Source organism: Streptomyces sp. CA-142005 (assembly GCF_050942335.1).
Taxonomy (GTDB): Bacteria; Actinomycetota; Actinomycetes; order Streptomycetales; family Streptomycetaceae; genus Streptomyces.
Map to the genome: position 1 here is coordinate 534403 of NZ_CP192078.1, position 24899 is coordinate 559301.

24 protein-coding genes and 4 pseudogenes are annotated in these 24899 nt (G+C 68.4%); 14 read left to right on the forward strand and 14 right to left on the reverse strand.

Going from position 1 to position 24899, the window contains the following annotated elements; genetic code table 11:
* Positions 1-409 precede the first annotated feature (409 nt).
* Positions 410-799, forward strand: coding sequence for a hypothetical protein (locus tag ACQPXS_RS02815; protein ID WP_433446567.1), 390 nt, complete (start codon positions 410-412; stop codon positions 797-799).
* Between the two features lie 18 nt (positions 800-817).
* Here ACQPXS_RS02815 and ACQPXS_RS02820 read toward each other — a convergent pair.
* The 3 genes and pseudogenes from ACQPXS_RS02820 to ACQPXS_RS02830 all read right to left on the reverse strand — a co-directional run.
* Positions 818-1160: pseudogene (locus tag ACQPXS_RS02820) on the reverse strand (IS5/IS1182 family transposase); the annotation flags it as partial.
* A 39-nt stretch (positions 1161-1199) separates the two neighbouring features.
* Positions 1200-1709: a DinB family protein gene (locus ACQPXS_RS02825; RefSeq protein ID WP_433446569.1), complete on the reverse strand. Its 510-nt coding sequence runs from the start codon at positions 1707-1709 to the stop codon at positions 1200-1202.
* Positions 1706-2203, reverse strand: a complete 498-nt coding sequence (locus ACQPXS_RS02830) for an SRPBCC family protein (protein ID WP_433446571.1) — start codon at positions 2201-2203, stop codon at positions 1706-1708. Before ACQPXS_RS02830 ends, ACQPXS_RS02825 begins: the two co-directional genes overlap by 4 nt.
* Before the next feature lie 467 nt (positions 2204-2670).
* Between ACQPXS_RS02830 and ACQPXS_RS02835 the strand changes: the two genes are divergently transcribed.
* The 4 genes from ACQPXS_RS02835 to ACQPXS_RS02850 all read left to right on the forward strand — a co-directional run bounded on the left by ACQPXS_RS02835 (position 2671) and on the right by ACQPXS_RS02850 (position 4939).
* Positions 2671-3255, forward strand: coding sequence for a dihydrofolate reductase family protein (locus tag ACQPXS_RS02835; protein WP_433446572.1), 585 nt, complete (start codon positions 2671-2673; stop codon positions 3253-3255).
* A 386-nt stretch (positions 3256-3641) separates the two neighbouring features.
* On the forward strand, positions 3642-3800 hold the full coding sequence (locus ACQPXS_RS02840) for a hypothetical protein (protein WP_433446574.1): 159 nt from the start codon (positions 3642-3644) through the stop codon (positions 3798-3800).
* Positions 3787-4443 (forward strand): hypothetical protein, encoded by a 657-nt coding sequence (locus ACQPXS_RS02845; RefSeq protein WP_433446576.1) that lies wholly within the window; start codon positions 3787-3789, stop codon positions 4441-4443. The genes ACQPXS_RS02840 and ACQPXS_RS02845 overlap by 14 nt, the downstream gene beginning before the upstream one ends.
* Positions 4444-4705: 262 nt before the next feature.
* On the forward strand, positions 4706-4939 hold the full coding sequence (locus tag ACQPXS_RS02850; RefSeq protein WP_433446578.1) for a hypothetical protein: 234 nt from the start codon (positions 4706-4708) through the stop codon (positions 4937-4939).
* 219 nt (positions 4940-5158) lie between these two features.
* Here the strand turns inward: ACQPXS_RS02850 and ACQPXS_RS02855 are convergent, their stop codons facing one another.
* Positions 5159-7045, reverse strand: a complete 1887-nt coding sequence (locus ACQPXS_RS02855; protein WP_433446580.1) for a lamin tail domain-containing protein — start codon at positions 7043-7045, stop codon at positions 5159-5161.
* 508 nt (positions 7046-7553) lie between these two features.
* On the opposite strand from ACQPXS_RS02855, the gene ACQPXS_RS02860 reads away from it, so the two are divergent.
* Positions 7554-8381 (forward strand): maleylpyruvate isomerase family mycothiol-dependent enzyme, encoded by an 828-nt coding sequence (locus tag ACQPXS_RS02860; RefSeq protein ID WP_433446582.1) that lies wholly within the window; start codon positions 7554-7556, stop codon positions 8379-8381.
* Positions 8382-8649: 268 nt separating this feature from the next.
* Here the strand turns inward: ACQPXS_RS02860 and ACQPXS_RS02865 are convergent, their stop codons facing one another.
* The 3 genes from ACQPXS_RS02865 to sigJ all read right to left on the reverse strand — a co-directional run bounded on the left by ACQPXS_RS02865 (position 8650) and on the right by sigJ (position 10468).
* Entirely contained in the window at positions 8650-8904 is a 255-nt protein-coding gene (locus ACQPXS_RS02865) for a hypothetical protein (RefSeq protein WP_433446584.1), read from the reverse strand.
* Between the two features lie 74 nt (positions 8905-8978).
* Positions 8979-9497, reverse strand: coding sequence for a hypothetical protein (locus ACQPXS_RS02870; protein ID WP_433446586.1), 519 nt, complete (start codon positions 9495-9497; stop codon positions 8979-8981).
* A gap of 53 nt (positions 9498-9550) precedes the next feature.
* A complete protein-coding gene (sigJ, locus tag ACQPXS_RS02875) occupies positions 9551-10468 on the reverse strand; it encodes an RNA polymerase sigma factor SigJ (RefSeq protein ID WP_433446588.1) in 918 nt (305 codons plus the stop codon).
* Positions 10469-10567: 99 nt separating this feature from the next.
* Between sigJ and ACQPXS_RS02880 the strand changes: the two genes are divergently transcribed.
* Positions 10568-10942, forward strand: coding sequence for a hypothetical protein (locus tag ACQPXS_RS02880; protein ID WP_356316178.1), 375 nt, complete (start codon positions 10568-10570; stop codon positions 10940-10942).
* Positions 10943-11509: 567 nt separating this feature from the next.
* Positions 11510-11809 carry a hypothetical protein gene (locus tag ACQPXS_RS02885; RefSeq protein ID WP_433446590.1) on the forward strand — a complete coding sequence of 100 codons (300 nt, stop codon included), beginning with the start codon at positions 11510-11512 and terminating at the stop codon, positions 11807-11809.
* A 67-nt stretch (positions 11810-11876) separates the two neighbouring features.
* On the opposite strand, the gene ACQPXS_RS02890 is transcribed toward ACQPXS_RS02885, so the two are convergent.
* Positions 11877-12047 carry a hypothetical protein gene (locus tag ACQPXS_RS02890; protein WP_433446592.1) on the reverse strand — a complete coding sequence of 57 codons (171 nt, stop codon included), beginning with the start codon at positions 12045-12047 and terminating at the stop codon, positions 11877-11879.
* A 40-nt stretch (positions 12048-12087) separates the two neighbouring features.
* Between ACQPXS_RS02890 and ACQPXS_RS02895 the strand changes: the two are divergent.
* A pseudogene (locus ACQPXS_RS02895) lies at positions 12088-12501 on the forward strand (hypothetical protein); the annotation flags it as partial.
* Positions 12502-12582: 81 nt separating this feature from the next.
* Here ACQPXS_RS02895 and ACQPXS_RS02900 read toward each other — a convergent pair.
* A complete protein-coding gene (locus ACQPXS_RS02900) occupies positions 12583-13434 on the reverse strand; it encodes a class I SAM-dependent methyltransferase (protein WP_433446594.1) in 852 nt (283 codons plus the stop codon).
* Positions 13435-13625: 191 nt separating this feature from the next.
* Positions 13626-13967, reverse strand: a complete 342-nt coding sequence (locus tag ACQPXS_RS02905) for a hypothetical protein (protein WP_433446596.1) — start codon at positions 13965-13967, stop codon at positions 13626-13628.
* 982 nt (positions 13968-14949) lie between these two features.
* On the opposite strand from ACQPXS_RS02905, the gene ACQPXS_RS02910 reads away from it, so the two are divergent.
* Complete coding sequence (locus ACQPXS_RS02910) at positions 14950-16158, forward strand: Ig-like domain-containing protein (RefSeq protein WP_433446598.1); 1209 nt, start codon at positions 14950-14952, stop codon at positions 16156-16158.
* A 395-nt stretch (positions 16159-16553) separates the two neighbouring features.
* On the opposite strand, the pseudogene ACQPXS_RS02915 reads toward ACQPXS_RS02910, so the two are convergent.
* Positions 16554-16965, reverse strand: a pseudogene (locus tag ACQPXS_RS02915) (hypothetical protein); the annotation flags it as partial.
* A 408-nt stretch (positions 16966-17373) separates the two neighbouring features.
* Between ACQPXS_RS02915 and ACQPXS_RS02920 the strand changes: the two are divergent.
* Both ACQPXS_RS02920 and ACQPXS_RS02925 read left to right on the forward strand, forming a co-directional pair.
* Positions 17374-17961 carry a hypothetical protein gene (locus ACQPXS_RS02920; protein ID WP_433446600.1) on the forward strand — a complete coding sequence of 196 codons (588 nt, stop codon included), beginning with the start codon at positions 17374-17376 and terminating at the stop codon, positions 17959-17961.
* 474 nt (positions 17962-18435) lie between these two features.
* Complete coding sequence (locus tag ACQPXS_RS02925) at positions 18436-18627, forward strand: hypothetical protein (protein WP_356316192.1); 192 nt, start codon at positions 18436-18438, stop codon at positions 18625-18627.
* A gap of 292 nt (positions 18628-18919) precedes the next feature.
* Here ACQPXS_RS02925 and ACQPXS_RS02930 read toward each other — a convergent pair whose 3' ends face one another.
* Together ACQPXS_RS02930 and ACQPXS_RS02935 are read right to left on the reverse strand one after the other, a co-directional pair.
* Positions 18920-19612, reverse strand: a complete 693-nt coding sequence (locus tag ACQPXS_RS02930; protein WP_433446602.1) for a cytochrome b/b6 domain-containing protein — start codon at positions 19610-19612, stop codon at positions 18920-18922.
* Positions 19560-20282 carry a molybdopterin-dependent oxidoreductase gene (locus tag ACQPXS_RS02935; RefSeq protein WP_433446604.1) on the reverse strand — a complete coding sequence of 241 codons (723 nt, stop codon included), beginning with the start codon at positions 20280-20282 and terminating at the stop codon, positions 19560-19562. The genes ACQPXS_RS02930 and ACQPXS_RS02935 overlap by 53 nt, the downstream gene beginning before the upstream one ends.
* Before the next feature lie 486 nt (positions 20283-20768).
* On the opposite strand from ACQPXS_RS02935, the gene abc-f reads away from it, so the two are divergent.
* Together abc-f and ACQPXS_RS02945 are read left to right on the forward strand one after the other, a co-directional pair.
* Entirely contained in the window at positions 20769-22403 is a 1635-nt protein-coding gene (gene abc-f, locus ACQPXS_RS02940; RefSeq protein ID WP_433446606.1) for a ribosomal protection-like ABC-F family protein, read from the forward strand.
* A gap of 64 nt (positions 22404-22467) precedes the next feature.
* Positions 22468-23790 (forward strand): annotated as a pseudogene (locus ACQPXS_RS02945) (ATP-binding cassette domain-containing protein); the annotation flags it as partial.
* Between the two features lie 10 nt (positions 23791-23800).
* Here ACQPXS_RS02945 and ACQPXS_RS02950 read toward each other — a convergent pair.
* Positions 23801-24898, reverse strand: a complete 1098-nt coding sequence (locus ACQPXS_RS02950; protein WP_433446515.1) for an IS630 family transposase — start codon at positions 24896-24898, stop codon at positions 23801-23803.
* Between the last annotated feature and the right edge of the window lies 1 nt (position 24899).

A 24899-nucleotide genomic window follows, 5' to 3' on the forward strand; every position in this document is an offset into this window, starting at 1 on the left:
GAAGGCGGCAGAGTTCAGCTCATTTTTGATGCCGGAAGCGGCCACTTACCTCAGTTGACCAGGTACATACACTTGTTCGTGCAGTTTTCGCCGAGCACATCCGGGCCCGCCGATCGTGGGGACGGTCTACGGCGGTTGTGGGGGGATTACGTGTTACGGAGTAGCGCCGTGGTGTTGAGTCTGGTCGTCGGTGTGACGGTGCTTGTCCGCCGGGAGCTACGGGGGATGGCACTCAATCCCTGAGTACGCCGAGCCGAGACGGCAGCTGCCTGGCGACTCGCGATGCGCGCCGCCCAGCCCATATCCCTCACCATTTTCGCTGACGTTCAAGGCCGCAAGCACCCTGCGGGATCGTGAATCCCGGCAATAGGAAATCATGTCATGCTTCGTTCCAGGAGGAGCCGCGATCATGTCTGCGCACCTGACCACAGGTGACTGGTCGCTCATCGCTGCCGGCGTCACCGTGGCCTACATGTCCTCGATGTACTGGTGCATGCCAACACCGAAGGCGAAGCGGCGCATGGTTGTCGCCCCGCTGGCCGGCTGGATATTCCTGTTGCCCAACGCCACCATAAAGGGCTATTCCGTCTCGCACACACTGTATATCTACAGTTGCACTCTGGTGATGTTCATCATCATGCTGGTGCCGGCCGCGAAACGGGTCGCCTCCGACATTGCGGAACAGGAGGAGAAGCCTTGGGACAAGGTGCCTCTCAATACTTTTTCCCTGTACTGGATGCTTGGGTCGGCGACGGGCTGCATAGCGGGAGGGGTCTACCTCTGGCCGTTCCTTGCATAGCGGACGCATAGGCGAGGCACCCGCGGCTTGGGGCGTGTGCAGCCGGGCGACGCTGAGCATGGCCCGGTGAACGCCCTTTCCTTTGAGCCGGCAGTCGTGCGGAATAACCGGGGCTGCCTCGGCAGGTCCGGTCGGCGCCGGTCTTCGTGAACGGCCGGCAGCCATCGCGACTGCCCGGCAGCGGGAGGCCGATCGCCACGATCAGGCGACTCTTGTGGCGTCGATGACGACCTGCAGTTACGTCGAGTACTGACAGTTCTTGCTGGACGCGGCGATTGCGGGGAGGGGCAGGGATGCCGTCGACGATGTAGACGGCATCCCTGCGAGGCCGACGGGCGGGTGAGACGGCCGGCAGGGCCGCGGCCTGAGAGGGCCTGGCGAACCTCGACCCGTCACAGAATTAGCCGGCGTAGGGGTTGCCGCCGAGCCAGGTGTTGCCGTCGATCAGTTCGCGCACCGCGTCCAAGTGGCCGCTGTGGCAGGCGACTTCGGTGAGCACGTGGATCAGGATGTGCCGTACGTCAGGCAGTCGCCAGGTCGGCCAGATCTCCACGGGCCAGGCGGCGGGTTCCTGTTCGGGCGCGGCAGTGGCGAGTACGGTGTCCGCGCGCGCGATGGCCGCCCGGTATTCGGCGAAGGCCTCCTCGGCGCTCATCCCCTCGGGTACGTACCAGTGCGCCTCCGCGTCCGCCGTGAGCTGTCCGGCCACATCCGGGTCACCCGCGATCACCCCGGGGAACCAGAAGCGTTCGACGTCCAGGGTGAGGTGGCGCAGCAATGCCAGGCAGCTCCAGCCACTGGGCAGCACCGACCGCCGCAGATCCTCCTGTGAGAGCCCTTCGAGGATCCCGAGGACGTGCTCGCGCTGGCGGTCCAGGGCGCCTTTGAGGGCGCCGAGTTCGGCGTTCACCGGGCGGAGCACAGATCGGCGAGGCGTTCCAAGGTGCTCGCCATCTGCGTCTGCCACCAGGCGCGCCCGCTGTCCACCTCCGCGCGTTTGTCGTCCGGCATGCGCGAACCGTCGAAGATCTCGGTCACCACCGTCGCCCCGGCCCCGTCCGGGAGCAGCTCGAAGATCCACCGGTGGCCCCACGTGGCCTCGGGATCGGTGGCGTCCGGGTGCCCGCGACCGGGCCTCGGCTCCCAGCCGATACGGCGGTCCGGTTCGTACTCGACGACGTGGTTGATCATCTCGTAATCGCCGTAGCGCTCGTAGTGCATCCGCATCACGAAGACGTCCCCGACGCCCGAGACGGCGGCTTCGAAGACGCCACCGCGCAGCATCCCCGAGCCGTCGAGGCCCGGGTGCCGTCCGGGGTCGGCCAGGATCCGGAAGATGTCCTCCGCCGGGGCCGTGATACGCCGGGACACCGCCACCACGGCCTCGCCTGTCGTACTCGTCATCCGCGCGCCTCCGTCAACGGCAGAGCATGAGCCTGACTCCTGCTTGGACGCTACACGGCGGGTACGACAACGCCCGGCCGAGCACCTACCAGCCTAGCCCTGCGCGCACCTCCACCAAACCAGTTCTCGCCGCCGGCACCACATGCCGTCGGATGCCCGGCGATCTCCTGCGAGGAGTACTCGCGCGCCGGCGTGCGGCCATCTCCGCCGTCGGCTGCCGCACGCCGGTCAGCGGCCGGTTGGTGTCCCGTGCGATTGGCGAGTCCTCGGAGCGGATCAGCGCCACGTCGTCCGGCAGCCGCCGAGCCTGGGGTCTACATGGTCCGGTCCTGGCTTCAGTGACCTTCAGAAGCAGGTGACAGCTTCTGGAATGTGTTTCGTGGCGGTGTCGATTTCGCCGGTGGTCGTTCGTGTAGGGGGTGACAGGGCCGCAGCAGGGCGGCCCGCGGAATGAAGGGAGCAGGTCGGTGCGTGCGATCACGACCAGGATGTTCGTCACTCTCGATGGAGTGGTTCAGGGGCTCGGCCGCCCGGACGAGGACACCAGCGGCGGCTTCATCCACGGGGGCTGGGGCCCGCAGTACAACGACGAGGTGATGGGCCGCGAGCTGGCCAAGGAAATGGCCAAACCCGGAGATATGCTGTTCGGCCGCCGGACCTGGGAGGACTTCATCACCGACTGGGGGCGCGAGACCGACGGCAATCCTTTCACCACGCACATGAACGCGGCGACCAAGTACGTCGTGTCCAGGACGTTGGAAAACGCGGACGCCTGGCAGAACTCGATCCTGCTGCGCGGCGATGCCGCCGAGGAGGTGGCCAAGCTCCAAGCGCAGCCGGGCAACGACCTATCCATCAACGGCAGCGCCTCGCTGGTCCGCAGCCTGCACGCCGTAGGGCTGATCGACCATTACACCCTGCTGATCCACCCACTGGCCCTGGGCAGCGGAAAGCGGCTGCTCGACGGACCTGCCCCACTCACCGAGTTCGAGCTCACCGGGAGCGTCGCCACCCCCAAGGGTGTGATCATCGCCCACTACACCCGCCGATGAGAGACCGCGTCCATCAGCTCCAGGGCGTGTACTTAATGTGCTGGTCACAGCCATTCGATGATGGCTGCTGCGAGGACGGGCGCCTCGTAGCGGACCCACCACCTGCAGCGCAAGACACACTCCTCATGGCACATCCGCGTCGAGCACAACATCGCCCCCCAAGAAGCGGCGGGCTCTCGCCTGCCACCATGGCTGCCGCGAGCACATGAGCGACATTGGAGCCTCGCCAGCTTGAAGTCGCAGGTCATCGGGGCGGCATGACGTCGTATCGGGGTGCTCCGTGCTAGTCGTGGGCGGCAGTCTGTGTCCTTGATCGTCAGGCAGTGGTCAAGGCCGGTCTGTTCGTTTCCAGGTCGCGGAGGCGTACGGATTCGTAGGCTCGCGGGATGACGGAGATCAACGAGGTCGCCGAACGCGTCGCAGCCCGCCGGGCGGAGCTCGAGGAGGAGAAGCTCCTGGCCGAACGGCTCGATGCGGTCCGGGCGACCGTCTCCGTCACGCACCGTTCGTCGCATGAGAACAGGGAGACTTGTGAGCACATCTGAGGCTTCGTCAACGTCCTCGGAGGACCCGTCCGGTGACCTTAAGCGCCTACTGGTCAGGGCCGATGATCTGGCCCCGGCCAGCCTGGGCGATTTCACCGAGTTGGCCTCTCCTTCGTCCGACGAGGACCCGCCGCCGATGACCGGCCCGACCCGGGAAAGCACGGCCTTGCTGAACCGGACGTTCACCGACAAGGCCGCGAGAGAGGTCAGGACGTCCTTCGCGAACGCCGACTCCTCGATCGTCATCGATGAGGGGGTTTCGGAGCGGATGGCGGGGGCCGCCGTGAGCTGGATGGCCGACATGCGACAGGTGTACGCCCAGTGCGCCGCGTGGACCATCAGCATCGGCGATCAGGAGATAACGGTGGAGGTGGTGGAACCGGCCGATGATCCGAACAAGCCTCTCGAGGTGGAGCGGAGGTTCGGCGACGAGGCGCTGATGCGCACGATGCTCGCCGGTCCAGTCGGGCAGCAGGCCCAGATCACCACGCTCTTGGTTCGCGACGGCGACAGGGTCCTGGAACTGACGTTCCGTAGCTTGGCGGCCGACGCAGACAGCCCGGAGATGACCCGGTTGAACACCGCGATGTCGAAGTTCCTGGAGCTGGCTCCAGCAAAGTTCCTCGGTCTGCCGGTCGGCTAGAGATCCCCCAACTGACACGCGCACAACATGACGGAAAGTCCCGGCCAGGAGCATCACTGGACTCCGCTTCGTGCCCTGGTCGGGGCCTTGTGGTATGGCGTAGTGCTTGTGCAGGCACGCCGGTGACGGCGCGAACCGCCCGCTATCAAGGCGACCCCACAAGCCTCACCGTCTTGAATTCGTAGGTCGGCGTGGCGTGATCTCGTGTCGATGCCCGTGCAGGTCGCGGGGCTGCGGTCTGCACTCTTGATCATCCGTCAGTGTGAGAGCTCGAGGCTCGCGAGGACCAGGGCGCGCTCTGGAGCTCTTCACCGACGGAGAGCGGTTCTGGTACTCAGACCTCGCCCACTACATCGAGCGTTACCACGTCCCACTGGACGAGGCCTTCATCAAGTACGCGCATACACAGCACTGGACTCCGCCCCGTCTCTCCGCCGAAGACCTCATCCGGATCGGAGACACCCTGGACGCCTTGTTCGATGCCGAAGGCGCGTGACGTGCCTGCCACTTGACGAGTTGAGCCCCTGAGGTGTCTGTGTGGCCAGAGCACTACAGGCCGAAGGCGGTCCCCGGACAGGCACGACGAAGCTCCTGGTAGTCGGCGGGTGGTCTTGGTCGTCACCCCGTCTGCCAGGAGCTTCGTCGCTGCGTACTGCTTGGGCCCCTCACCCTGGGGGTGGCCCCGTGCGTGAGCCGTCGCCCGTGGCCGGCAGGATCAGCAGGGGAAGGTGCCGCTGTAGATGGCGTGTCCGTAGGAAGAGCTTCCGGAGCCGAAGCCGTAGATGCCGTCGTCGCTCCAGACAGCCTCGCGGAAGCCGGTGACGCAGGTCGACGTCGGTGCGATCGCGAAGCCCTCCAGGTTGTCGGTCGGCATGACGGCCGGGTTCGTGTAGGTCACGTCCGGAACGATCGCGCCGCTGGCGTTGACCTTCATGAAGGTGTGCGTCTCGCCGCAGGTGTTGTCGCAGGTCGCGATGATGCGCTGGGTTCCGGCGTCGAACGTCACATCCATCACGGAGGCCTTGCCGGTCGCGATCGTGCCGAACGTGGTGAACGCGCCGTCGGAGTTCAGGCCGTAGACATGCAGCGTGCCGTCCCACTCCAGGCCGGCGAAGAACAGGCCCGACCCGTGCAGCGGGTAGTTCGCGGGGTTGTAGGCGGCGCCGGTGAGCGGGTCGACCCAGCCGTTCGCGGTCAGCCAGCTGTCCGGTACGTAGCCGACGCCCTCGAACCCCAGGTTGGCGTCGTCCTTGCTGCCGGTGTCGAGCTGCGGGAACTGCGAGGTCATGTCCCACTGGTGGATCGGCGTTAGCGTCGATCCGGTCGCGGCCGGGTCGAACTCCATGATCGTGTCCTTGGGGACCGTGTTGTTGGAGTTGTCACGCTCGGAGGTCACGTAGAGGTGGCCATTGGCGCCGACCGTCAGACCCTCGGAGTCCGGCTGGCCGGTGCCTCCGGCGAAACGGATCTGCTTGCCGGTCGCGCTCCATGACGCGTCCGGGATCCACTTGCCGTTGCTCTTGACCAGCTTGTACAGCCAGTTCTTGTTCTTGGCGGCCCACAGCACCGACGGGTTCGCCGGGTCGAATGCCAGGCCGCTCAGGTCCCTGCCTTCAGGGCCGGTGGACGTGGTGAACGCGCAGACGTTGTCCGCGATCGTGACGTCCAGACCGCCCGGCCACGCAAGGGTGCCCGCCGGCGTGGAACCCGTACCGGAGGGCGCCTCGGGGGTGCAACCGCTGGTGAGGGAGCCGCCGCCACCCAGCAGCTGACCGCCGCCGGTACCACCGCCGCTGCCCGAGCAGGAGTTCGCACTGCCGAGCGTCGCGGTCGTGGAGGTCTGGAACCAGCCGGTGCCGTTGGCGCAGCGCTCGTCCGACGGCTTGGCGTCATCGGTCGCCCAGGTCACCGAGTCGACGGTGTTGCCGTTGCCGTCGAGGAGGAAGACCGAGTCGTTGTCGCCCAGACCGAGGGTGGAGTCGAACGTGACGTAGCCTCCCGCGGGGATGCTGGTCGCGCTCGGCGAGGAGGACGAGACCGAGACCGGGGAGTGGGTGGTGTCACTGTCGACGTACTTCCACGAGCCGATGCTGACCGCGCTCGTCCCGCCGTTGTACAGCTCCACGGTGTCCGCGCCGTCCGAGGTGACCTCGTTGATCCGCACCCGGCTGGCCGCCGGTATCGACGACGGGCAGCCCGAGGCGTTCGAGGCGCCGAACGTGGACACCGCGGTCGTGGTCACCCACCCCCCGGTGCCGTCGCCGCCGCAGCGCGCCATCGCCGGCTTCGCCCCGTTGGTGGCCCACTCAACGCGGTCGACCACCGCGCCGCCGGCCGTGTAGATCACCAGCTTGTCCGAATCACCGAGGCCCTTGGGCGAGTTGAAGGTGACGAAGCCGCCTGCCGGGAGCGTGCTGGAGGACGGGCTGAACGTCTGCGGCGAGAAGCTGTCGTCGGACATCTTCCAGCCGCTGATGCTCACTGCGATCGAGCCGGTGTTGTACAGCTCCACCGTGTCGGTGTTCGACGAGGTGACCTCGTTGATCCGAACATTCTGGTAGCCGGCCGGGTCCGCGGCAGCCGCGGGCTCAGCGGCAACCATCCCTGTCACCAGCAGACCTGAAAGCGTCAAAGCCGCGGCGCATACTGAGGCGACGCCGGCACGCGAATGTGAGGTAGACACGAGGCGGAACTCTGGCGACACGATCTTGAAACAGCGTGTACTCCGGCTTAATGCCACCTGCTGGCCACCGGAACGCCAGGCGCGCGTCGGTCCCCGGCGCCGGCCTGCGGCTGACCCGACTGCCCTGAGGCCAGGCCCTGCATCTGTCTCGGGTACCACCGAGCCCGGAACACCCGCCGGCATCCGGGGCACCACCGTGAACCAGCCGGTTCGCCGGCGGATGCGAAGGCGCATCGGCCCTGGCCCACACGCCCCGCCTGCCACCGCGCGGTCGACATGTCCCCCGACGGAACAGGCAGCCGTCGAGCACCACAGCCCAAGCCGCAAGGAGCGCAAGGACTTGCCGGGCGCGGCCCGCGTCTGGTTGGGTACCACCGCCCCAGCCGCATTGGGCGTGCCGGGCAGGGTGGGGAGCGGAGCAAGCAGCGTGCATACGACGGTACGGCAGGACGGCCCGTGGCCCTTGCCCGACGGGCTCGGGCAGGCGATTCGTGCCACTGCCGAGGAGATCGCCGCGCTGCTGCGCAGCGCGAGCGACACGGCGCTGGCCGTGCCGGGATCACAGTGGACCGTCGGCGAGGCCGCCGCCCATCTGGCCCTGGCCAACGAACTGATGGCCGACCTCGCAGCCGGACGGGAACGCCCCTACGGCGACGGAACACCCCAAAGCCTCGCCGAGGCCAACGCAAAGTCCCTCGCCGCCTTCACAGAGCGTCGGGCGGAGCCACTCGCGACGATGATCACGGAGCAGGCCGAGGCGTTCCTGGACGCTCTGTCGCGCCCTGCGGCCGACGTCCAGGCACCAGCCACACCGCTCGGCCAGATGGACCGCTCCGTTCTGGCGTCGTACCTGCTCACGCACATGCTCGGCCATGGATACGACCTTGCTCGCGCCATGAAGCGTCCCCACATGGTCGACCGGGCACGGGTGGCCTTGTGCATGCCTTTCATGCTCTCGGTCATGCCGCGTGTCGCGGACCCCACAGCCACGGCCGGGCTCACGGCCCGCTACCGGATCCGGCTGCGCGGGGGCGAGGCGTTCGGCGTGTCCCTGGCCGACGGCGCTGTGCAGGTGACCCCGGGCCCGCCACGGCAGCGCGCGGACTGCACCATCCTGCTCGACCCCGTCGCCTTCCTGCTCATCGCACTCGGCCGGCTGAATCCCTGGCGTGCCATCGCCCAAGGGCAGATCCTCGCCTGGGGCCCCCGGCCGTGGTTGGCCCCCCGCTTCCCGACCCTGTTCACCGCGCCCTGACCCGGCTGACGGGCCGGACGCCGCAGTCAGCCGCAGTACAGGGGCCGGAGCCCTGCGCGACCGCCACAGCACTGCTTCTCGCTGCACGGGCATGACGGTGGCCTGCGCGGCCCTTGCCTCCACCGCCCACACGCCCGGCGGGGGCGAGAAGGTGGCAATGGAGCGGCCGTGGCCGCCGGGGCGCAGCCGCCGCCGTCAATGGTCTCCCCGCTGTCCGCTGAGACGAGATGGGCCTCCAGGAGGAGGCCGGGGTCCTCGGACACCGCGGTCACCCAAACCAGTCGCCCCGGGCGCTGTCTCCCCACTCGGGCGGCGCGGCCGACAGACACGGCACGGTGCCGTCCCCCAGCCTGCGGTCGTTGTTCTTGAAGCGGTCCACGTAGGCGACGGCTCCCCCGATCACACTGAGCGCGACGTCGGTCCGCTCCCCTTTGCCGCCTGAGGCGAACACCCTGTACGCGGCAGGGCGGCCGGCCAGCCGATCCGCCTCGTGTTCCAACCCATCTACCAGGGGCTTCACCATGTTGTCAGCCCAACTGTCGCAGCTCGGAAGCAGGTTGGAAAAGGCTCACTACAGCGGATGCCCCGATGGTCGCCTCAGTCGTCGGCGGCGACGATGAGCGTGATCCGCAAAGCCGAGCGGTCGATGAGCACGAACTCGTGGAAGTAGTCGTGCACGCGTCCCCAGTCATGAATCGCCTCATCGCCGAGCTCGTTGAGGTAGTAGATGCCATCGGCTGCGGCCAGGCAGGCGAAGACCTCCCGCCGCAGATCTGTCTCCAGCTCGGCCGGCACATCCCAGAGCGGATCCATCCACTCCCGCAGGATCTGCACGGCCTTCTCCTGGCTGATGGGCTCGTACAGGTCGGGAGTGATCAACCGCAGCCAGTACGGACCGTGCCGGCACCCGTCCGGCAGCACTCCACCACCTGCATAGTCGTCCCGGAACTGCTCATGCCCGATCAGTGCGGCAAGCAGCCGTCCATCGTCCACGGACTCTGCAGAGAAGCGGAGCCGCTTGATGTCGACCCACCGATACCCGTGCTCTTTCGGATCCGTGACGTAGCGTCGAAAGTTGATGAAGGCGCTTGCCTCGTGTGCGAGCCCGTTGTTCATGGCGTCAGCCTAGAAGGCAGGCAAGGGGACTCCGCCGACTCACCGGACAGGTCCTAGCCCTCCCGCGCCCACGGCCGCAGCTTCTCCGGGTTGCGGACCGCCCAGATTCCGGTGACGCGCCCGTCGGAGACATCGAACGAGGCTACGGTCACGACGACGCCGGCACGCCGGGCCACCAGACCCGGCACACCGTTGACCGACCGCTCCAGGAGTTCGAGTCCCGGAGCCTTATCGGCAATGGCCACCATGTACTGGGCGATGCGCGCGCCGCCCGCGACGGGGCGCAGGACGGTGCCGACCATTCCGCCGCCGTCGGCGGTCATCACAGCGGCCGGGTTGAGGAGACCCACGAGGGCTGCGATGTCCTTGGTCTCCCACGCCTTCTTGATCTGCCTCACCACCTCGGCCTGGCCGGTCGCCGTCACCGGAGCGGGCGCGACGCTCACCCTCCGCCGGGCGGAGGCAGCCAGCTGCTTGCAGGCCGCAGGGCTCCGGTCGAGAACGTCGGCGACCTCGGCGAACGGGTACCGGAAGACGTCGTGCAGGACGAACGCCACCCGCTCTGCGGGCGTCATCGATTCCAGGACGACGAGGAAGGCCATGGTCACCGACTCGTCCAGGACGATCTGGTCGGCCGGGTCCGCAGGGCCGGTGGGGTCGGCGCCGCCCGCGTGGTCCCACTCGGTGCGGTCGGGAACCGGCTCGGGCAGCCAGGCGCCGACATAGTGTTCGCGGCGGGCGCGCGCCGAACCGAGCACGTCCAGGCAGATGCGGCTGGTCACCGTCGTCAGCCAGGCGCCGGGAGACAGGATCTCCTCCTGCCGGCTTCGTGGCAGCCCGTACCAGCGGGCGTAGGCGTCCTGTACGGCGTCCTCGGCCTCGGTCACCGAACCGAGCAACCGATAAGCGATATTGATCAGTTGGCGTCGCTCGCCGGCTACCTCATCTGTGCGGGTGCCGACAGTGTCCATGTTCCGGCCGCCCCTCGCCTTACGTTTCGCAGGCCCGCGTCGTCGGGCTGGTGAGACCTTATCGATCTGCTGCCCGAGGGCGGAAAAGGGGACTGTGACATGGCCACCCAGGTGACGACGACGGCGAACGCACGGCGCATCTCATCGTTCCTGCAGATCGCGATCGCCCTGCAGACCCTGACCATCTTCCTTCAGGCGGTCACCGCCGGACTGCTGCTGACCTCGTCCTACGGAGAGACACTGCACAGCGTCGGCGCCCGTGTGATGTACGGGGCGTCGATGCTGTACGTCCTGGCGGCGGTGCTGGCGTGGAAGCCGGGCGGCGGCTCGCCCCGGCCTATCTGGCACGCGTCAGGTTTCCTCGTGCTCGCCTCGGTCCAGGTCGTGCTCGGCATCGCGCATGTGCCGTCGGTCCATCTCCCCCTGGGCGTCTTGATGTTCGGTCTGAGTGTGCTGGCGCTGGCCCGGCGGTGAAGTCGGATAGAGACTCCGTGTGCCGTCAGCCGCCATGGGGAAAGTCGGGCTTCCCTCGTCATCCCGCACAAGCCGTACGACGCCGAAGGGCCCGGCGAGGGTCTCGAGGCGCCGGCCGTACCAGGGCTGCCCCGTACGCTCCGGTAGGAGCAGTCCTCGGGGTACCTCTTCTGTCGTCGGATCACATCCGGGAAGCGCCCGGGCTACTGCCTCGCGAATCACTCAGGCTCGATGCGGAGAAGGTCGACGCGGCCGTAGCCAGCGTGCAGCGGATGCGGTAGCTCGTCATCGCCGCCTGAACTGCCGCTCGTACCGCTCATTTGGCGGTCCTCGGGTGGTGGTGAGATGGTGAAGAAAAGGAGTTTTCGGAACATACGGTGACTGTGTCACTTTCCGAAGCATGTGGCTGGTCGCTGCAATGCAGCCTCGTTGCTTAGCGCGCACGAGTGGACACCCTTTGCCGCCTCAAACCCCATCGGGCTGTGCAACAACACTCAACCAGCAACACTCAACACAGTTGCCTCCTGAACGATTGTCTGGGCAATTGCACTGGAAAGGACAATGGTTGTGCGCACCAAGCGATCCATCATTCAGGCCAGCTCGGTGATCCTTGCGCTCGCCATATCGTCTCCGGCTATGGCCACGCAGGCATTTGCCGCGGGAAGCGAACCCGCCGGCGTCCTGCGCAGCATTACGCTGCACCCGGGCCAGGACGACGACGAGGGACCCGGATGGACACAGGGCTACATCGACGGCAAGGCATGCCGCGACGGGGACCCCGGAGCGTACGAGAGCTTCCCCGACGAGAACTTCGAGGGCAATTACTGGGCGGGCTACGACGAGGGGTATTTCGAGGCCGATTGTTAGTCGACGACGCGGTCCGGGCCGATTGAGCCGGAGACGACGGTCGCGTCGACGCGTTGTTTGCCGACGGTCAGTGATCCGCCACGATGTTCTTCAACTCATCGGCGCATCCTGGAAGCGCAAGGGCGTTCTCTCGATCGTGCGGCCGGTCCACGCGTACACCATCACGGGCGCTTCCCGGCGTGACGTCCTGCGAGGCACCGCCGGTGACGACGTCATCTGTGGCCTCGGCGGCGACCACGTAATCCTCGGTCTAGGCGGCGAAGACGTGAGCACTCGCGTCCCGTCGGCGGCCCCTGCGGGTCTGCCTCAATCCAGAGCACGGCCGCTACCTGCTCCAACTCCACTACGAGCTGTGCTGGGCAACCACAGGGATGGCGGATGCCAATCGGTGGATTGCGCCGGTGCTCGGCCTCCCCGAACTCCCCTTCGTCGACTTCGGCGACGTCTTGCTTCAAGACCGCCCCGACGGAGTTCTCCGGAAGATTGCTCTCCTGGTGGACCACGCCAACGGCCGCGCCTTCACGTGAGTGGACGACGAGCAGAGCGACCTGGACCAGGCGTACGTGACCACCCACCATCGCGCACGTGGCCTTCTGCACCACGTCAACCCGCGGATCGGCCTGCGCGAGGATGACTGCCGGGCTCTTGCCGACTTCGCCCGTTCTTTGGGTACTTCACAAGCCACCGGCTGAGCCTGTCCTCAGCCCATCGAGCAGCTCTGCCCCGGCTCCGTGATCATTGCGGGACAGCCCTTCGGGGAACCGGGAGGCGCTCTACCGGCGGACCGCCGAGATCAGTCCGCCGGGCCGCTCCTCGCGCTGCGACGGGGTGCTGATCGGGCGGCCGTAGGCGGCAGCGCACTCGCGCAGGGTGTGGCTGTTTGCCTCCCAGCCGTGCCCGGCCAGCCAGCCCACCGGGTCGTCGGGCATCTCCGAAACCCACATGGATGCCGCCGATCCCGGCACGGCGTCCACGCTGAAGCGCTCGATCACGCCGCGCGAGCCCAACGTCAGCCCCATCCGACTGCCCGCTGCCGACTGCGCGCTGATCCGGGCCAGCAGCAGTTCCACCGCGTCCTCGGGCAGATAGATCAGCAGTCCTTCGGCGATCCACACGGTCGGGGCCGCCGGGTCGTGGCCTGCGGCGGCCAGCGCGGCTGGCCAGTCCTCACGCAGATCCACCGCGACCGTGATCCGCTCGCAGCGTGCGACGGCCCGCTCCTGGCGCAGCACCGAAGCCTTGAAGTCCAGTGGCGCGGCGGTGTCGACCTCGAACAGCCGGGTGCCCTCGGACCAGTCCATCCGGAAGGCCCGACTGTCCATGCCTGCGCCGAGCAGCACGACCTGTCGGACCCCGGACGCGGAGGCCTGCTGCAACAGCTCGTCGAGGAACTTCGTCCTGATGACGATGGAGAACGCCACGCCCAGCCGGCGGCGTCGCGCGGCCTCGTCACCGGGCAGCGGCGGCGAGGAGGGCCCCAGGCCGCCGGCGGTGGCGAAGGCCTGTGCCAGTGGGTCGCGGAACAGCGCGTTCTCCCGCTCGGTCTCCAGCGCCCGCACCCTGGCCACCCCTACCGCCGTGGCCCACACTCCCGACGGCTGCACCCGCTCCTGCTCATCAGTCACCGCGCCAGCTTAGTGCTGTCCCGTCATGTTCTTCTTTGCAGGCCAGTTGGGGCTGGTCGCGCTCACGGCGATGCGGGATGACCGGGCCGGTGTCCCGGTAGCCGCCGTCGGCGCACGGTGGCGTTGCCGACGGCGGCCTTCATGCCGGGCGGTTCCCACGCTGTGCAGCCCCCGGTACGTGGCTCTGAAGATTACGGGGCCTCTGGATACTCAGGGCGCTTCCGCTTGAGCTTGGCCAGGTCACTGAGGTCGATCCCGGTGGCCTTGGAGTACTGCTTGGCCCAGTCGGCGACGGCTTGCCGGAAGAGGTAGTCGGGCCAGGGGACCACCGGTCCCTCGCCTCGCTTCCGTAGCTTGGCCACGGCCGCCCGTTCCAGCTCTTGATCCCCACAGTGCCGGGCCAGCAGGATCGCCTGGGCAAGCCGTGCCGGCTCGTTGTTGGTCGGTGCGAAGCACCAGACGCTGTCGCGGTGAACGTGGGTATCCGCCAGCAGGAGCAGGCCCAGGTCGTGGCGGTCGCGGACGAAGTGCAAGGAGGGACGCCCGTACTCAGTGACGGCGGCAGTGGCCTCCCTCGCCAGAGGGCTCCCACTCGCCGGCCAGGGGTAGCAGGCCCCCGGGGGATGTTGGTTGGGTTCGCCTCGCCGGATGGCGAGGGGTGGTCGATCCGGACGCTCATTCCGCCGAAGCTGTTCATCCGGTCGCGGAGGGCGGCGTCGTAGGTGACGACCATCCAACCGAAAACCGCCCGGTCGTAGCGGTCTTTCCAGATCGAGAGGGTGGAGTGCGGGTCTCCCCGTGCGAACGTGAGGTTGCCGCCGTCCACACCGGCAGGAGCCATCCCGAGCAACTGGGCAAACTCATCCGCCATCTTGCGCACCGTCCAGGGCCGGATCACGAAGGCATGGCAAGCGCTGGCTAACGGCGTGTGACCTGCGGCACCTGCTGCCGAAGCGCCCCACCGCCTGTTCCCGGATCACCGGTCGGCATCGCCCGCTGTTCTTCGCTGCCCAGGGTGACGCCGGGCAGGGCGTTGCTGTGCTCCGGCGCGGGGACGACACGGCACAGTGAGTGTGCATGTAGCCCGGCCGGCCGACGCCGCGACGACACCGGCCTCGACGTGCGAGGAGAACGCACACGACGCACACGACGGCGCTGACGAGACCGCGGGCACAGCCGTTCACGAAGGCGTTGCCGCTGCCCTCGACGGCGGCCTTCGGCTGTGGGGAACCGTCGTCCGTGACCGGCGCCACCGCCGTCGCAGCGTCCCCGCCATGGCCTGCACCGATCGGCGAGAGGAGATCCACTGCGTGCCATCCACCCGTCTTGAGCAGAGCCTCGCCGACGCTCTCGCTGCGCGTGGAATCCGCCACAAATCACTCCCTTAGCAGGCGTAAATGCATAAAAGTAGTCCTTTGAGTCGGTTGCACTCCTCCGGTAACCAGCTCCAGGATTCACCGTCCAGTGACATGGGAGAAGCGTTTGATTACGGCACGTAAGCGAAGCACCAGGCTGATGGCCACGGCCGGCGTACTCGGCGGCGTACTCACGCTCACGGCCCTCGGCGGTACCAGCAACGCTGCCACCGGCGGTAACGACACCGCGAATCATCCAAAGTCGCAGGCGCCGGGAGATCAGGCGGGCGCCCCGGACGCTTCCGACGCCCGAATAAAGATCACGCCTGGGCAAGGTTCCTACGACGTCGGGATCACCGGCCCCGTCAAGGTCACCGTCAGCAACGGCAAGCTCACCAAGGTGACCATGACCACCGTCGCGACCGGCTCCGAGATCTCGGGCACCCTGTCCACGGACGGCACGTCCTGGAAGCCGGACGGCCGGCTGGAGCGGGCCACCAAGTATCAGATCGCCGCAGAAGCCGAGGACGCCAAGCACCGCTCCGTCACCGGGAACGCCACCATCACCACGGTCTCCCCGGCCAACGACTTCATCGGGCACCTCTCCCCCGAGGACGGCTCGACCGTCGGCGTGGGCATGCCCGTGACGGTCAACTTCGACAAGGCGGTCAGCGACAAGGCCGCCGTGGAATCGGAGATCCAGGTCAGCTCCAGCAGCGGGCAGCGGGTCGTCGGTCACTGGTTCAACGGCAACCGCCTGGACTTCCGCCCCGAGACCTACTGGAAGCCCGGCTCCACCGTCACCGTCACGCTCCACCGCCACGGCATCCAGAAGACGGTCACGTTCAAGATCGGCCGGAGCCAGATCAGCACCGTCGACGCCAAGACGAAGCAGATGACCGTCGTACGGGACGGCAAGACGATCAAGACCATCCCGATCTCGTCCGGCAGCCCCGAGCATCCGACGTACAACGGTCAGATGGTGATCTCCGAGAAGTTCAGGCAGATCCATATGAACGGTGCGAGCGTCGGCCTCACGGAGAAGGACGGCAAGCCCTCGTACGACATCCAGGCGGTGCCGCACGCCATGCGCCTGACCGACTCGGGCACGTTCATCCACGGCAACTACTGGGGTGCCGATTCGGTCTTCGGCAAGGCCAACACCAGCCACGGCTGCGTGGGCCTGAAGGACGTCAAGGGCGGCGGCGACGGCAAGCAGCCCGCCGCGTGGTTCTTCGACAACTCGATGATCGGTGACGTCGTGATCGTCAAGAACTCCGAGGACAAGACCGCGTTGGCCCCGGACAACGGCCTCAGCGACTGGAACATGCCGTGGACCGAGTGGGTCTCGGGCAGCGCGACCAGCTGACGCCACGCGACTCTCCGGACACCTGAACCTGAACCCCTTCCGGCAGGCGGCGGAGCGCTCGAACGACCCTCCCCCGGGAGCCCTCGCACGTCGTCGACGCTCCGCTTGCCCGCCTGCCGACTCACGGAAGACTGTTCCGTGAATGCCGACTCTGCGGGTGCCGATAAGTCGTCCACCCAGGAGCGGGCCAGATCGCCTAACCTCAGGTCGCGCTTGTCGACCACTCCGAGATCTCGAATGCGCACCCGCCGCCGACCCGCGCACGGATACGCCGCCGCCGCGCCGGCTCGACGCGCCCGACCGGGACGACAAGACCGGGCAGTCCACACTCCCGGCTTCCCCCGGCGATCATCTCGGTCCGCAAAGCCGCTTCCGTACATTCAGGCAGCGCCCCCCACCCGCGCCGGCACCAGCTTCATCCCGAAGCCCACAGCCATCCCCTGGCGCGTCAGCCCCTCTTGGCCGAGCCGGGCCCGGTCCGCCGACATGGCCAGGATGCGCTAACAGTCCGCCGACAGCACCGACCACCCCAGCCCCTGGCGCCACACCGGCACCTGCGACTTCCGCTACGCCGCCTCCCGGCCCACCGGCCGCCCGGCCGACTCCCGCACCTCCTGGACTCCCTGCGTGTCAGCGGCGCTGTCACCGCCCGCAGTCAGCACCACGTCACCCGCCTGCGAGCAATCACCCACTCCTGCCATTCCTGCTCGGCCGCGGCCGGCTCGGCCTGGATCCGGTCGGCCTCCTCCCCCAGCTCGTCCACACAGCGACGGGCAGCCGCTCCAGCAGTCCGACAACCGACGGCATCCGCAACCTCCCCGGCACGACCTGACACGCCATCACTCCCGTGGAAACACCGGTCTCATGCCTCAACAGCGGAAACGCGGCAATTACGTCCGGAGGGGCCATCAGCGTCGGCCACGATCTACGACAGAAGAGGGCATAAGCCCCAGCAGAAGCGCAGAACCGACCTGACCGTCACATCAAGCCAAGGCGGCCCACGATGTCAGTAGAGCGCGACCGGCGCTCCGTGAACGCCTAACGCCGGTACCGCTGAACGGTTCCCGAGCCCTGACCCACGAGTTGCAGCTGACCGCCGTGTCCGCGAAGGTCGTTGTCGTCGTGCCGACGTTCAACGAGCGGTACAGGCGCCCGAGGTATGGGAATCGGGCAGGTTCTCGGTCACAGTGGATGTACTCGGTCGAGGGGGAAGCCGTGGCGGGGGAAGAAGGACCGACGACGGGGTCCGGTCTGTTCGAGCTGGATGCCGTCGTGGTGGGGCAGCCGAAGCGTTCACGGTGGCGCAGATACGTGGGCCCCGCCCTGGCCGTGTCCACCGTGCAGGGGACCCCGCTCGCCTGGGTCACGTACACCGACGACACATACTCCGTCCTCACGACAACGTCCGGGGAGTCCATCGTCCGTATCGAGCAGTTCGGACCGGCGAAGTTCCGGTTCACCGACGCCGCGGACCGCGAGGTCGGTACCGCGGGTGCCCGTGGCTTTGCCAAGACCCGGCAGCTGAGGCTCCAGACAGAGCAGGGACGCCGGCTCTTCCTCACGCGGCCGGGTCTCCTGCACGTCGAATGGCATCTCACGGAGACCGATCCGGACGGGGGCCCGGCGCCGGAGATTCTCGGCCGGGTCACGGTGAGCACCATCGACTCGTGGATCGGGTTGCAACAGTACGTTGTCGAAATGGGCCCTCGCCTCGACGCCTCGGAACGGCGGACCGTCGTCGCCTCGGTCGTCTGCCTGCACCTGCTCCGCCGACCGCCGGGGGCCAGCACCGCGCCGGCGTGAGAGGGGTCCTGGTGTTGCCCCCGGCACGGTTCACCGAGTCGTGTCGGTGTCAGCGCGGTCGCCGGAGGAAAGCGACAAATTCGGCCAGCCATGTCCTCGTCCGTGACACCCTCGGCGCGGAGAGCGTCGGGGCGCGTGAGCGGGCCGTGGCCGTCACGGTGTGGAGCAGCATCGCGGAGGCCAGGTAACACACACTGAGCCGGTACGGACGCGGGCCTCGCCGCGGCATGAGTAGGACCGTACGGCTGCTCGAGTAGGTAGACGCCCAGGTAGACGCTCACCATCGAAGGCGACGACGAGTCGGTCGTCCATGACCTCCCGCTGACGGTGACCGCTGAAAGGCCGGACCGACGTGACCAGTGCCCGGCCCGCCATTCGTCACCACCTTGACAGGTGACGCGTGAAGGTGCACTCTGCTACCACGTCCAGCCGTCGAGCAGGACACCATCCACGACCGAGGAAGCGGAGAAGGTCATGAGCAAGGAATCCACGCCGGACGCCGCAGCCGCAGCCCGGCACGCACGCTTCGGCCGGCTCCCCGAGCGCATCCGCTTCGAGGACATGACGGAAGAGGTCGAGGCCGGCCCGAGCGGCGTGAAAGCCGCCTACGACCCCGAAGGCTCATGGAAGTACTACTCGTGCCTGGCGCTCGACCTCGGGCTGTAGTCACCCGGGACGCCGACCGGTAGACCCGGCTCGTTCGCTCCGCTCGTCAAGCCATTGCCACGAAAGGGTGTCCGCTCCGGCGGACGCCCCTCACTAGGTCATTCAGCGGTCCGTCAGCCCTGCGCCATCCGGGCCGCCCCGGTGCCGACCGACAGGAGAGCCGAGGCGACACCAGTCGCTCTTTTAGCGGTCCTGACAATGGCGTTGGCCCTGGCGCTATGTGATGGGCGCCGGGGCCGCCGCGGTCGCCCGGAGCCCTTACAGGCGGGTGTGCCCCTCGTCGATGGAGGCGTCACATCTTGTCCACCTGCTCGGAAACGTTCCCCGCGTGCTCCTCACACAGCCACCGGGAGTGGTTTCGCTCCGCCCAGGACCGGCTGACGTGTCCGGTGCGCATGCCCAGCCGCGCCTCGGGGTCCTGGAAGGCCTTGCGCATGTGTCCGAGCAGAAAGAAGGTGATCGCCCAGGCCAGCAGGTCGTGGACGAAGATCGCGCTGGTGCGGGAGATGAAGGGCGCCAGCCCCATGAACCACATCAGCAGACCCGTGAACATCATCACGAGGACCGCCCCGGCGATCCAGCCCGCATAAAGTTTCTGGCCCGCGTTGAACTTGCCGGCCGGGCGCGCCCCGGGAGACGTGTGGCGCCTGCGCGCGGCCCGCAGCCACTGCCGGTCGTACACCGCGAAGCGGTTCAGCCGACGCAGGTCCGCGCGGAAATCGGCGGACAGGAGCCCCAGCAGCAAGGGCAGCGGCAGCGAGATGCCCGACCACTCGTGCACGGTGACCATCAGGTGCCGCCGCCCGACGAGCTGGGCGAGAGGCCCGAGGTAGAGGCAGGCGGCCGAGGCCAGACACAGCAGCATCAGCCAGCCGGTGGCCCGATGGACCATGCGCGGGGCGGTGCCGAAGCGGCGGACGCGGCCGGTGGGGTCAGGCCCCGTCGCCATGCCGGTCGGCGCCGTCGAGCCAGCCGTCGATCGCATATCCGCGTTCCTCCCAGTAGCCGGGAACGACCTTGTCGGTGACCGAAATGCCGGACAGCCACTTGGCCGACTTGTAGAAGTACATGGGGGCCACGTAGAGACGGACCGGTCCGCCGTGCTCGTGGGTGATGGGCTTGTCCTGCATGTTCAGCGCGACCAGGACGTCCGAGCGGCGGGCCTGCTCCAGGGTGAGACTTTCGGCGTAGGCGCCGTCGAAGCAGGTGAAGCGGACCGCAGCGCCCCGGGAACGTACTCCGGCGGCGTCGAGGATGTCCGCGAGCCTCACCCCTTCGAAGGGCGTCTTGTCCACGCGCCATCCGTCCGTGCACAGCACGTCGCGCACGATCCGGGTCTGCGGCATCGCGCGCAGTTCACCGAGCGTGTAGGTCTTCGGCTTGTCCACCAGCCCGCCGACCCTCAGCGCGTAGTTCGTCTCGTCCTTGTGCGGCACCGATCCGACGACGCTGTAGTACCGGAATCCGCCCGGGTTGGGCAGCAGTCCGGTCAGGCCCGTGGCGTCGACCTGCGAGGCGGCGCCGAGGAACCCCTCCCAGCCGCGCTGCAGATAGGGCGCGGCGGCGAGCCCGGCGGCGCCCGCGCCGAGCATGCCCAGCATCGCCCGTCGCGCCACCGGTGCGCCCTCGGCACTCCGCTTCGGCTTTCGTGCCATGGTCCGTGTTCTCCTTCAAGGTGGCGACGGTCCCGGCGCCGCGCGCCGCACGGGGCGGAACCGGCCGGGCGAGAGCCCACACGTGTGAACGCAGGTCGAGTCATCGCGACGTCCGTCACCTGTTTAAGTGGTGACGATGCTGCCATGCAGACTTCGGGCTGTCAATGACGGGGCCTCGGCGCCGCGAGGGCGAAACACCCCCGGGCCGGTCGGCACACACCGGCCCACATATGTGACCGGGTAATGCCTGCACCGTCGGCCGGCAGGGCCACGAGGGCTGCTACGCTGCCCCCGACGTAGATCGTGTATCGAGGAGTCGCAGACGTGGTGGGTGACGACGACATCTCCGGGTGAGATCCGGATCTGACGGCCACCGGACGCGCTGAGGAGCGCCGCCGAGGTGGCCCGTCTCGTCGTACCCCCTTTTGCCATGTCTGCCCAGGGCAGGGGTCTCTTCACTGCCCGCGATCCGTCCGAGGTCACCTCATGTCCGACGTCGCCGTCGTCTGCTCGAACCTGTCCTTCGCCTGGCCCGACGACACCCCCGTCTTCCACGACCTGTCCTTCGCCGTGACCGCCGGCCGAACGGGCCTGGTCGCCCCCAACGGCTCCGGCAAGTCCACCCTGCTCAAGCTGATCGCCGGTGAACTGAAGCCGGCCACCGGCTCGGTGGTCTTGGACGGCACGCTCGGCTATCTCCCGCAGAGCCTGCCCCTGGCCGGCGATCTCACCGTCGCCGAGGTGCTCGGCGTCGCCGGTGTGATCCGCGCTCTGGACGCCGTCGAGTCCGGGGACGTGAGCGAGGAGCACTTCACCACCATCGGCGACGACTGGGACATCGAGGAGCGCACCCGCGCCCAGCTGGACCGCCTGGGCCTCGCCGACCTCACCCTGGACCGCAGCCTGAGCACACTCAGCGGCGGCCAGGTCGTCTCGCTGGGCCTCGCCGCCCAGTTGCTCAAGCGCCCGGACGTGCTGCTGCTCGACGAGCCCACCAACAACCTCGACCTGGGGGCGCGACACAAGCTCTACGACGCGCTGACGGACTTCGCCGGCTGCCTGCTGGTGGTCAGCCACGACCGCGCGCTGCTCGACCGCATGGAACGCATCGCCGAGCTGGGCAGTGGCGAACTGCGCTTCTACGGCGGCAACTTCACCGACTACGAGGAGGCAGTGCGGGCCGAGCAGGAGGTCGCCGAGAAGAACGTGCGCAACGCCGAGCAGGAACTGAAGCGGGAGAAGCGGGAGATGCAGCAGGCCCGCGAGCGCGCCGAGCGCCGCGCGAGCAACGCCGCGCGCAACCTCAAGAACGCCGGTCTGCCCCGTATCTTCGCCGGCAACATGAAGCGCGGCGCGCAGGAGTCCGCCGGCCGGGCCGGGCAGATGCACGCGGCCCGGGTCAGCGAGGCCAAGACCCGCCTCGACGAGGCCGGACGCGCGCTGCGCGAGGAGCAGCGCCTCACCCTGGAGCTGCCCGACACCCAGGTGCCCGCCGGACGGAACCTGTTCATCGGCGAGGGGCTGCAGGTCCACCACGGTGACCGGCCCGTGTTCGCGGACGGCGGCGTCGACCTCACCGTCCGCGGCCCCGAGCGCATCGCGCTGACCGGGCCCAACGGCGCCGGCAAGACCACTCTGCTGCGGCTGGTCAACGGCGATCTCGCCCCGGACAGTGGGGAGATCAGGCGGAACGACGGCCGGATCGCCTACCTTTCGCAGCGCCTGGACCTGCTGGACCTGGACCGCACCGTGGCGGAGAACTTCGCCGAGTTCGCCCCCGGGCGGCCCGAGGCGGAGCGGATGAACCTGCTCGCCCGCTTCCTCTTCCGGGGTGCCCGGGCACACCTGCCGGTCGGTGTCCTGTCCGGAGGCGAACGGCTGCGCGCCACCCTGGCCTGCGTGCTGTGCGCCGAGCCCGCCCCCCATCTGCTGCTGCTCGACGAGCCGACCAACAACCTCGACCTGGTCAGCGCGGGTCAGCTGGAGGGCGCGCTCAATTCCTACCAGGGCGCCTTCGTGGTGATCAGCCACGACGAGCGGTTCCTCACCGAGATCGGGGTGAACCGCTGGCTACGGCTGGCCGACGGAGCGCTCAAGGAGTCGGGGGCACCTGCGGTGTGAGCCGCCGGCGTGTGAAGTGGCCCGCGTCCGAGGCCGTGCGCCCGGCGGGCCGACCACCGATCACGTGGGACGGATTCCTGTCCCTCAACCCGCTCTGCTCGCTCACGACCTCGTCCGCGTCCTGGGAGGCCGGCGCGTCCTCGACGGTGTCTCCCTGACCGCCTCCCCCGGCCACCGCATCGGCCTGATCGGGGAGAACGGCGTCGGCAAGTCCACCCTGCTGCGGGTGCTGGCCGGCGTGGACGAACCCGACGCGGGGAGCGTCACGCGCCCCGCCGACCTCGGCTTCCTGCACCAGGAGATACCCTTCGACGCCGCCACGACCATCGCCGCTGTGCTCGACGAGGCGCTGCGCGAGGCCCGCGAAGACCTCGCGGAACTCGAACGGCTCGGCGAGGAGCTGGCCCGCGTCCCGGAGGGGGATCCGTGCCATGCGGAACTCCTCGACACCTACGGCAGGCGGCTGGAGCAGGCCCAGGACCGGGCGTCCTGGGACGCCGACCGCCGCGCGGCGCTGGTGCTGGACGGTCTGGGCCTCGGCGCGCTCGGGCACGACCGCACTCTCGGCTCACTGTCCGGCGGGCAGCGCAGCCGGCTGGCCCTGGCCGCACTGCTCGTGCGCAGGCCGTCGGCGCTGCTGCTGGACGAGCCGACCAACCACCTCGACGACGACGCCGCCGCCTTCTTGGAGGAGCAGGTACGCGGCCTGCCCGGCACCGTGGTCGTCGCCAGCCACGACCGGGCGTTCCTGGACGCCGTCTGCACCGACCTGATCGACCTCGACCCGGCGTTGGACGGTCCGGTCCGCTACGGCGGCACCTACAGCGCCTACCTGGACGACAAGCGAGCCGAGCGGGAACGCAGGGAGCGCCGCTACGCCGAGGAGCAGCAGGAACTGGAGGAGCTGCGGCACGCGGCAGGTGTGACCGCGCACCGCCTCGCGCCCGACCGATGGCGGCGCGACAACGAGAAGATGGGCTACGGCCACCGGGCCGGCCGGGTACAGAGCCAGATCTCCCGCCGGGTGCGCAACGCCACCCGGCGGCTGGAGGAGTTGGAGCGCGCCCGGGTCGCCGAGCCTCCCCGGCCGCTCGGGTTCGCGGTCGGTGAGCTGGCCGCGCGTGCCGATGAAGGCCCGCAGCCCCTGGTATCCCTGCGGGACGTCCGAGTGCCGGGTCGGCTCGCGCTGGACTGCCTGGAGGTGACGGCGACAGACCGGCTGCTCGTCACCGGCGGCAACGGGGCCGGCAAGTCGACGCTGCTCGCCGTCCTCGCCGGACATCTGCCGGCCGAGGGCGACGTGCGCAGGCGGCACCGGCTGACGGTGGGGCTGCTCGGCCAGGACACCGTGTTCGACCGGCCCGACCGCAGGGTCCGCGACACCTACTAGTGGCTCGTCACGCAGTCTTGGTCGGGTAATCGGTCCAGGACCGGATCGGTGAGTCGGGCGCGAACGCCGTCTTCGGCTCGGCGCGGGCATTGCGCCAGCGGACGTAGGCCGCAATGGCCGCGTTCTGCTCGCCGTGGCTGCGATGGTCAGTGCCGTTCAGGGCGAAGTAGCGCAGGGCCGCGAACTCGGCCTCGATCCAGTTCAGCCAGGAGCCGTAGGTCGGCAGGAAGACCAACTCGACGTCGTTGTCCGTGGTCCAGGCACGCACTTGGGCATGCTTGTGCGGGGAGAAGTTGTCCAGCACCACATACAGCTTCTCCCCAGGCCAGCGCGCACGCAGGGCCTTGAGCAGGCCAAGGAACTCGCGCCAGCGCTTGCGCGGGCGGATGCGGTAGTACAGCTTGCCGGTGGCCAGATCGAGGGCGGCGAGCATGTGCCGCACGCCGCCATAGCGGTTGTAGGTGGCCCGCAGCCTGCGCGGACGCCTCACCAGCCCCCAGGTCTTGCCCTTGCGGGGCATCAGGTTCAGCGGCCCGAACTCGTCGACGCATATCACCCGCCCGTCCGTCGGCGGGGTGTCGTAGAGCGCCAGGATGCGGTGCATCTTGGTGATGAACTCCGGGTCGGTGGACGCCTTCCACGTAGTGGTGGTCTTCCAGGAGACCTTGCCGGCGCGCAGGATCCGGCGCAGGGTCTCCCGACTGATGGCTGCGATCACCTGCTGCTTGATGAGGTGCTCGGCGAGCTTGCTCAGGCTCCAGGTGGAGAACGCGGTGATCTTCCAGTCGGCGGGGGATGTCCGGGCGATCAGGCAGATGTGCTCGCGCACCTGGTCACTGATCGTCTTGGGGCGTCCCCCGCTCCATTTTGGGTCCAGCGCGTCGAACCCCCGCTCGTTGAAGGCGTGGATGACATCGCGGACGTAGTCCTCGCCGACCTGGATCAGCGTGGAGATGTCCTTGACCGTCTGGCCCTGGGCGGACATCAGCACCACGATCGCCCGGCGGAGTTTCACCGGGTCCTTCGCGGTCCGGCTGATCCGCTGCAGCTTCCGGCCCTCGTCCATCGTGACCGGCCGGACGAACACACTCGGTCGACGTCCCACG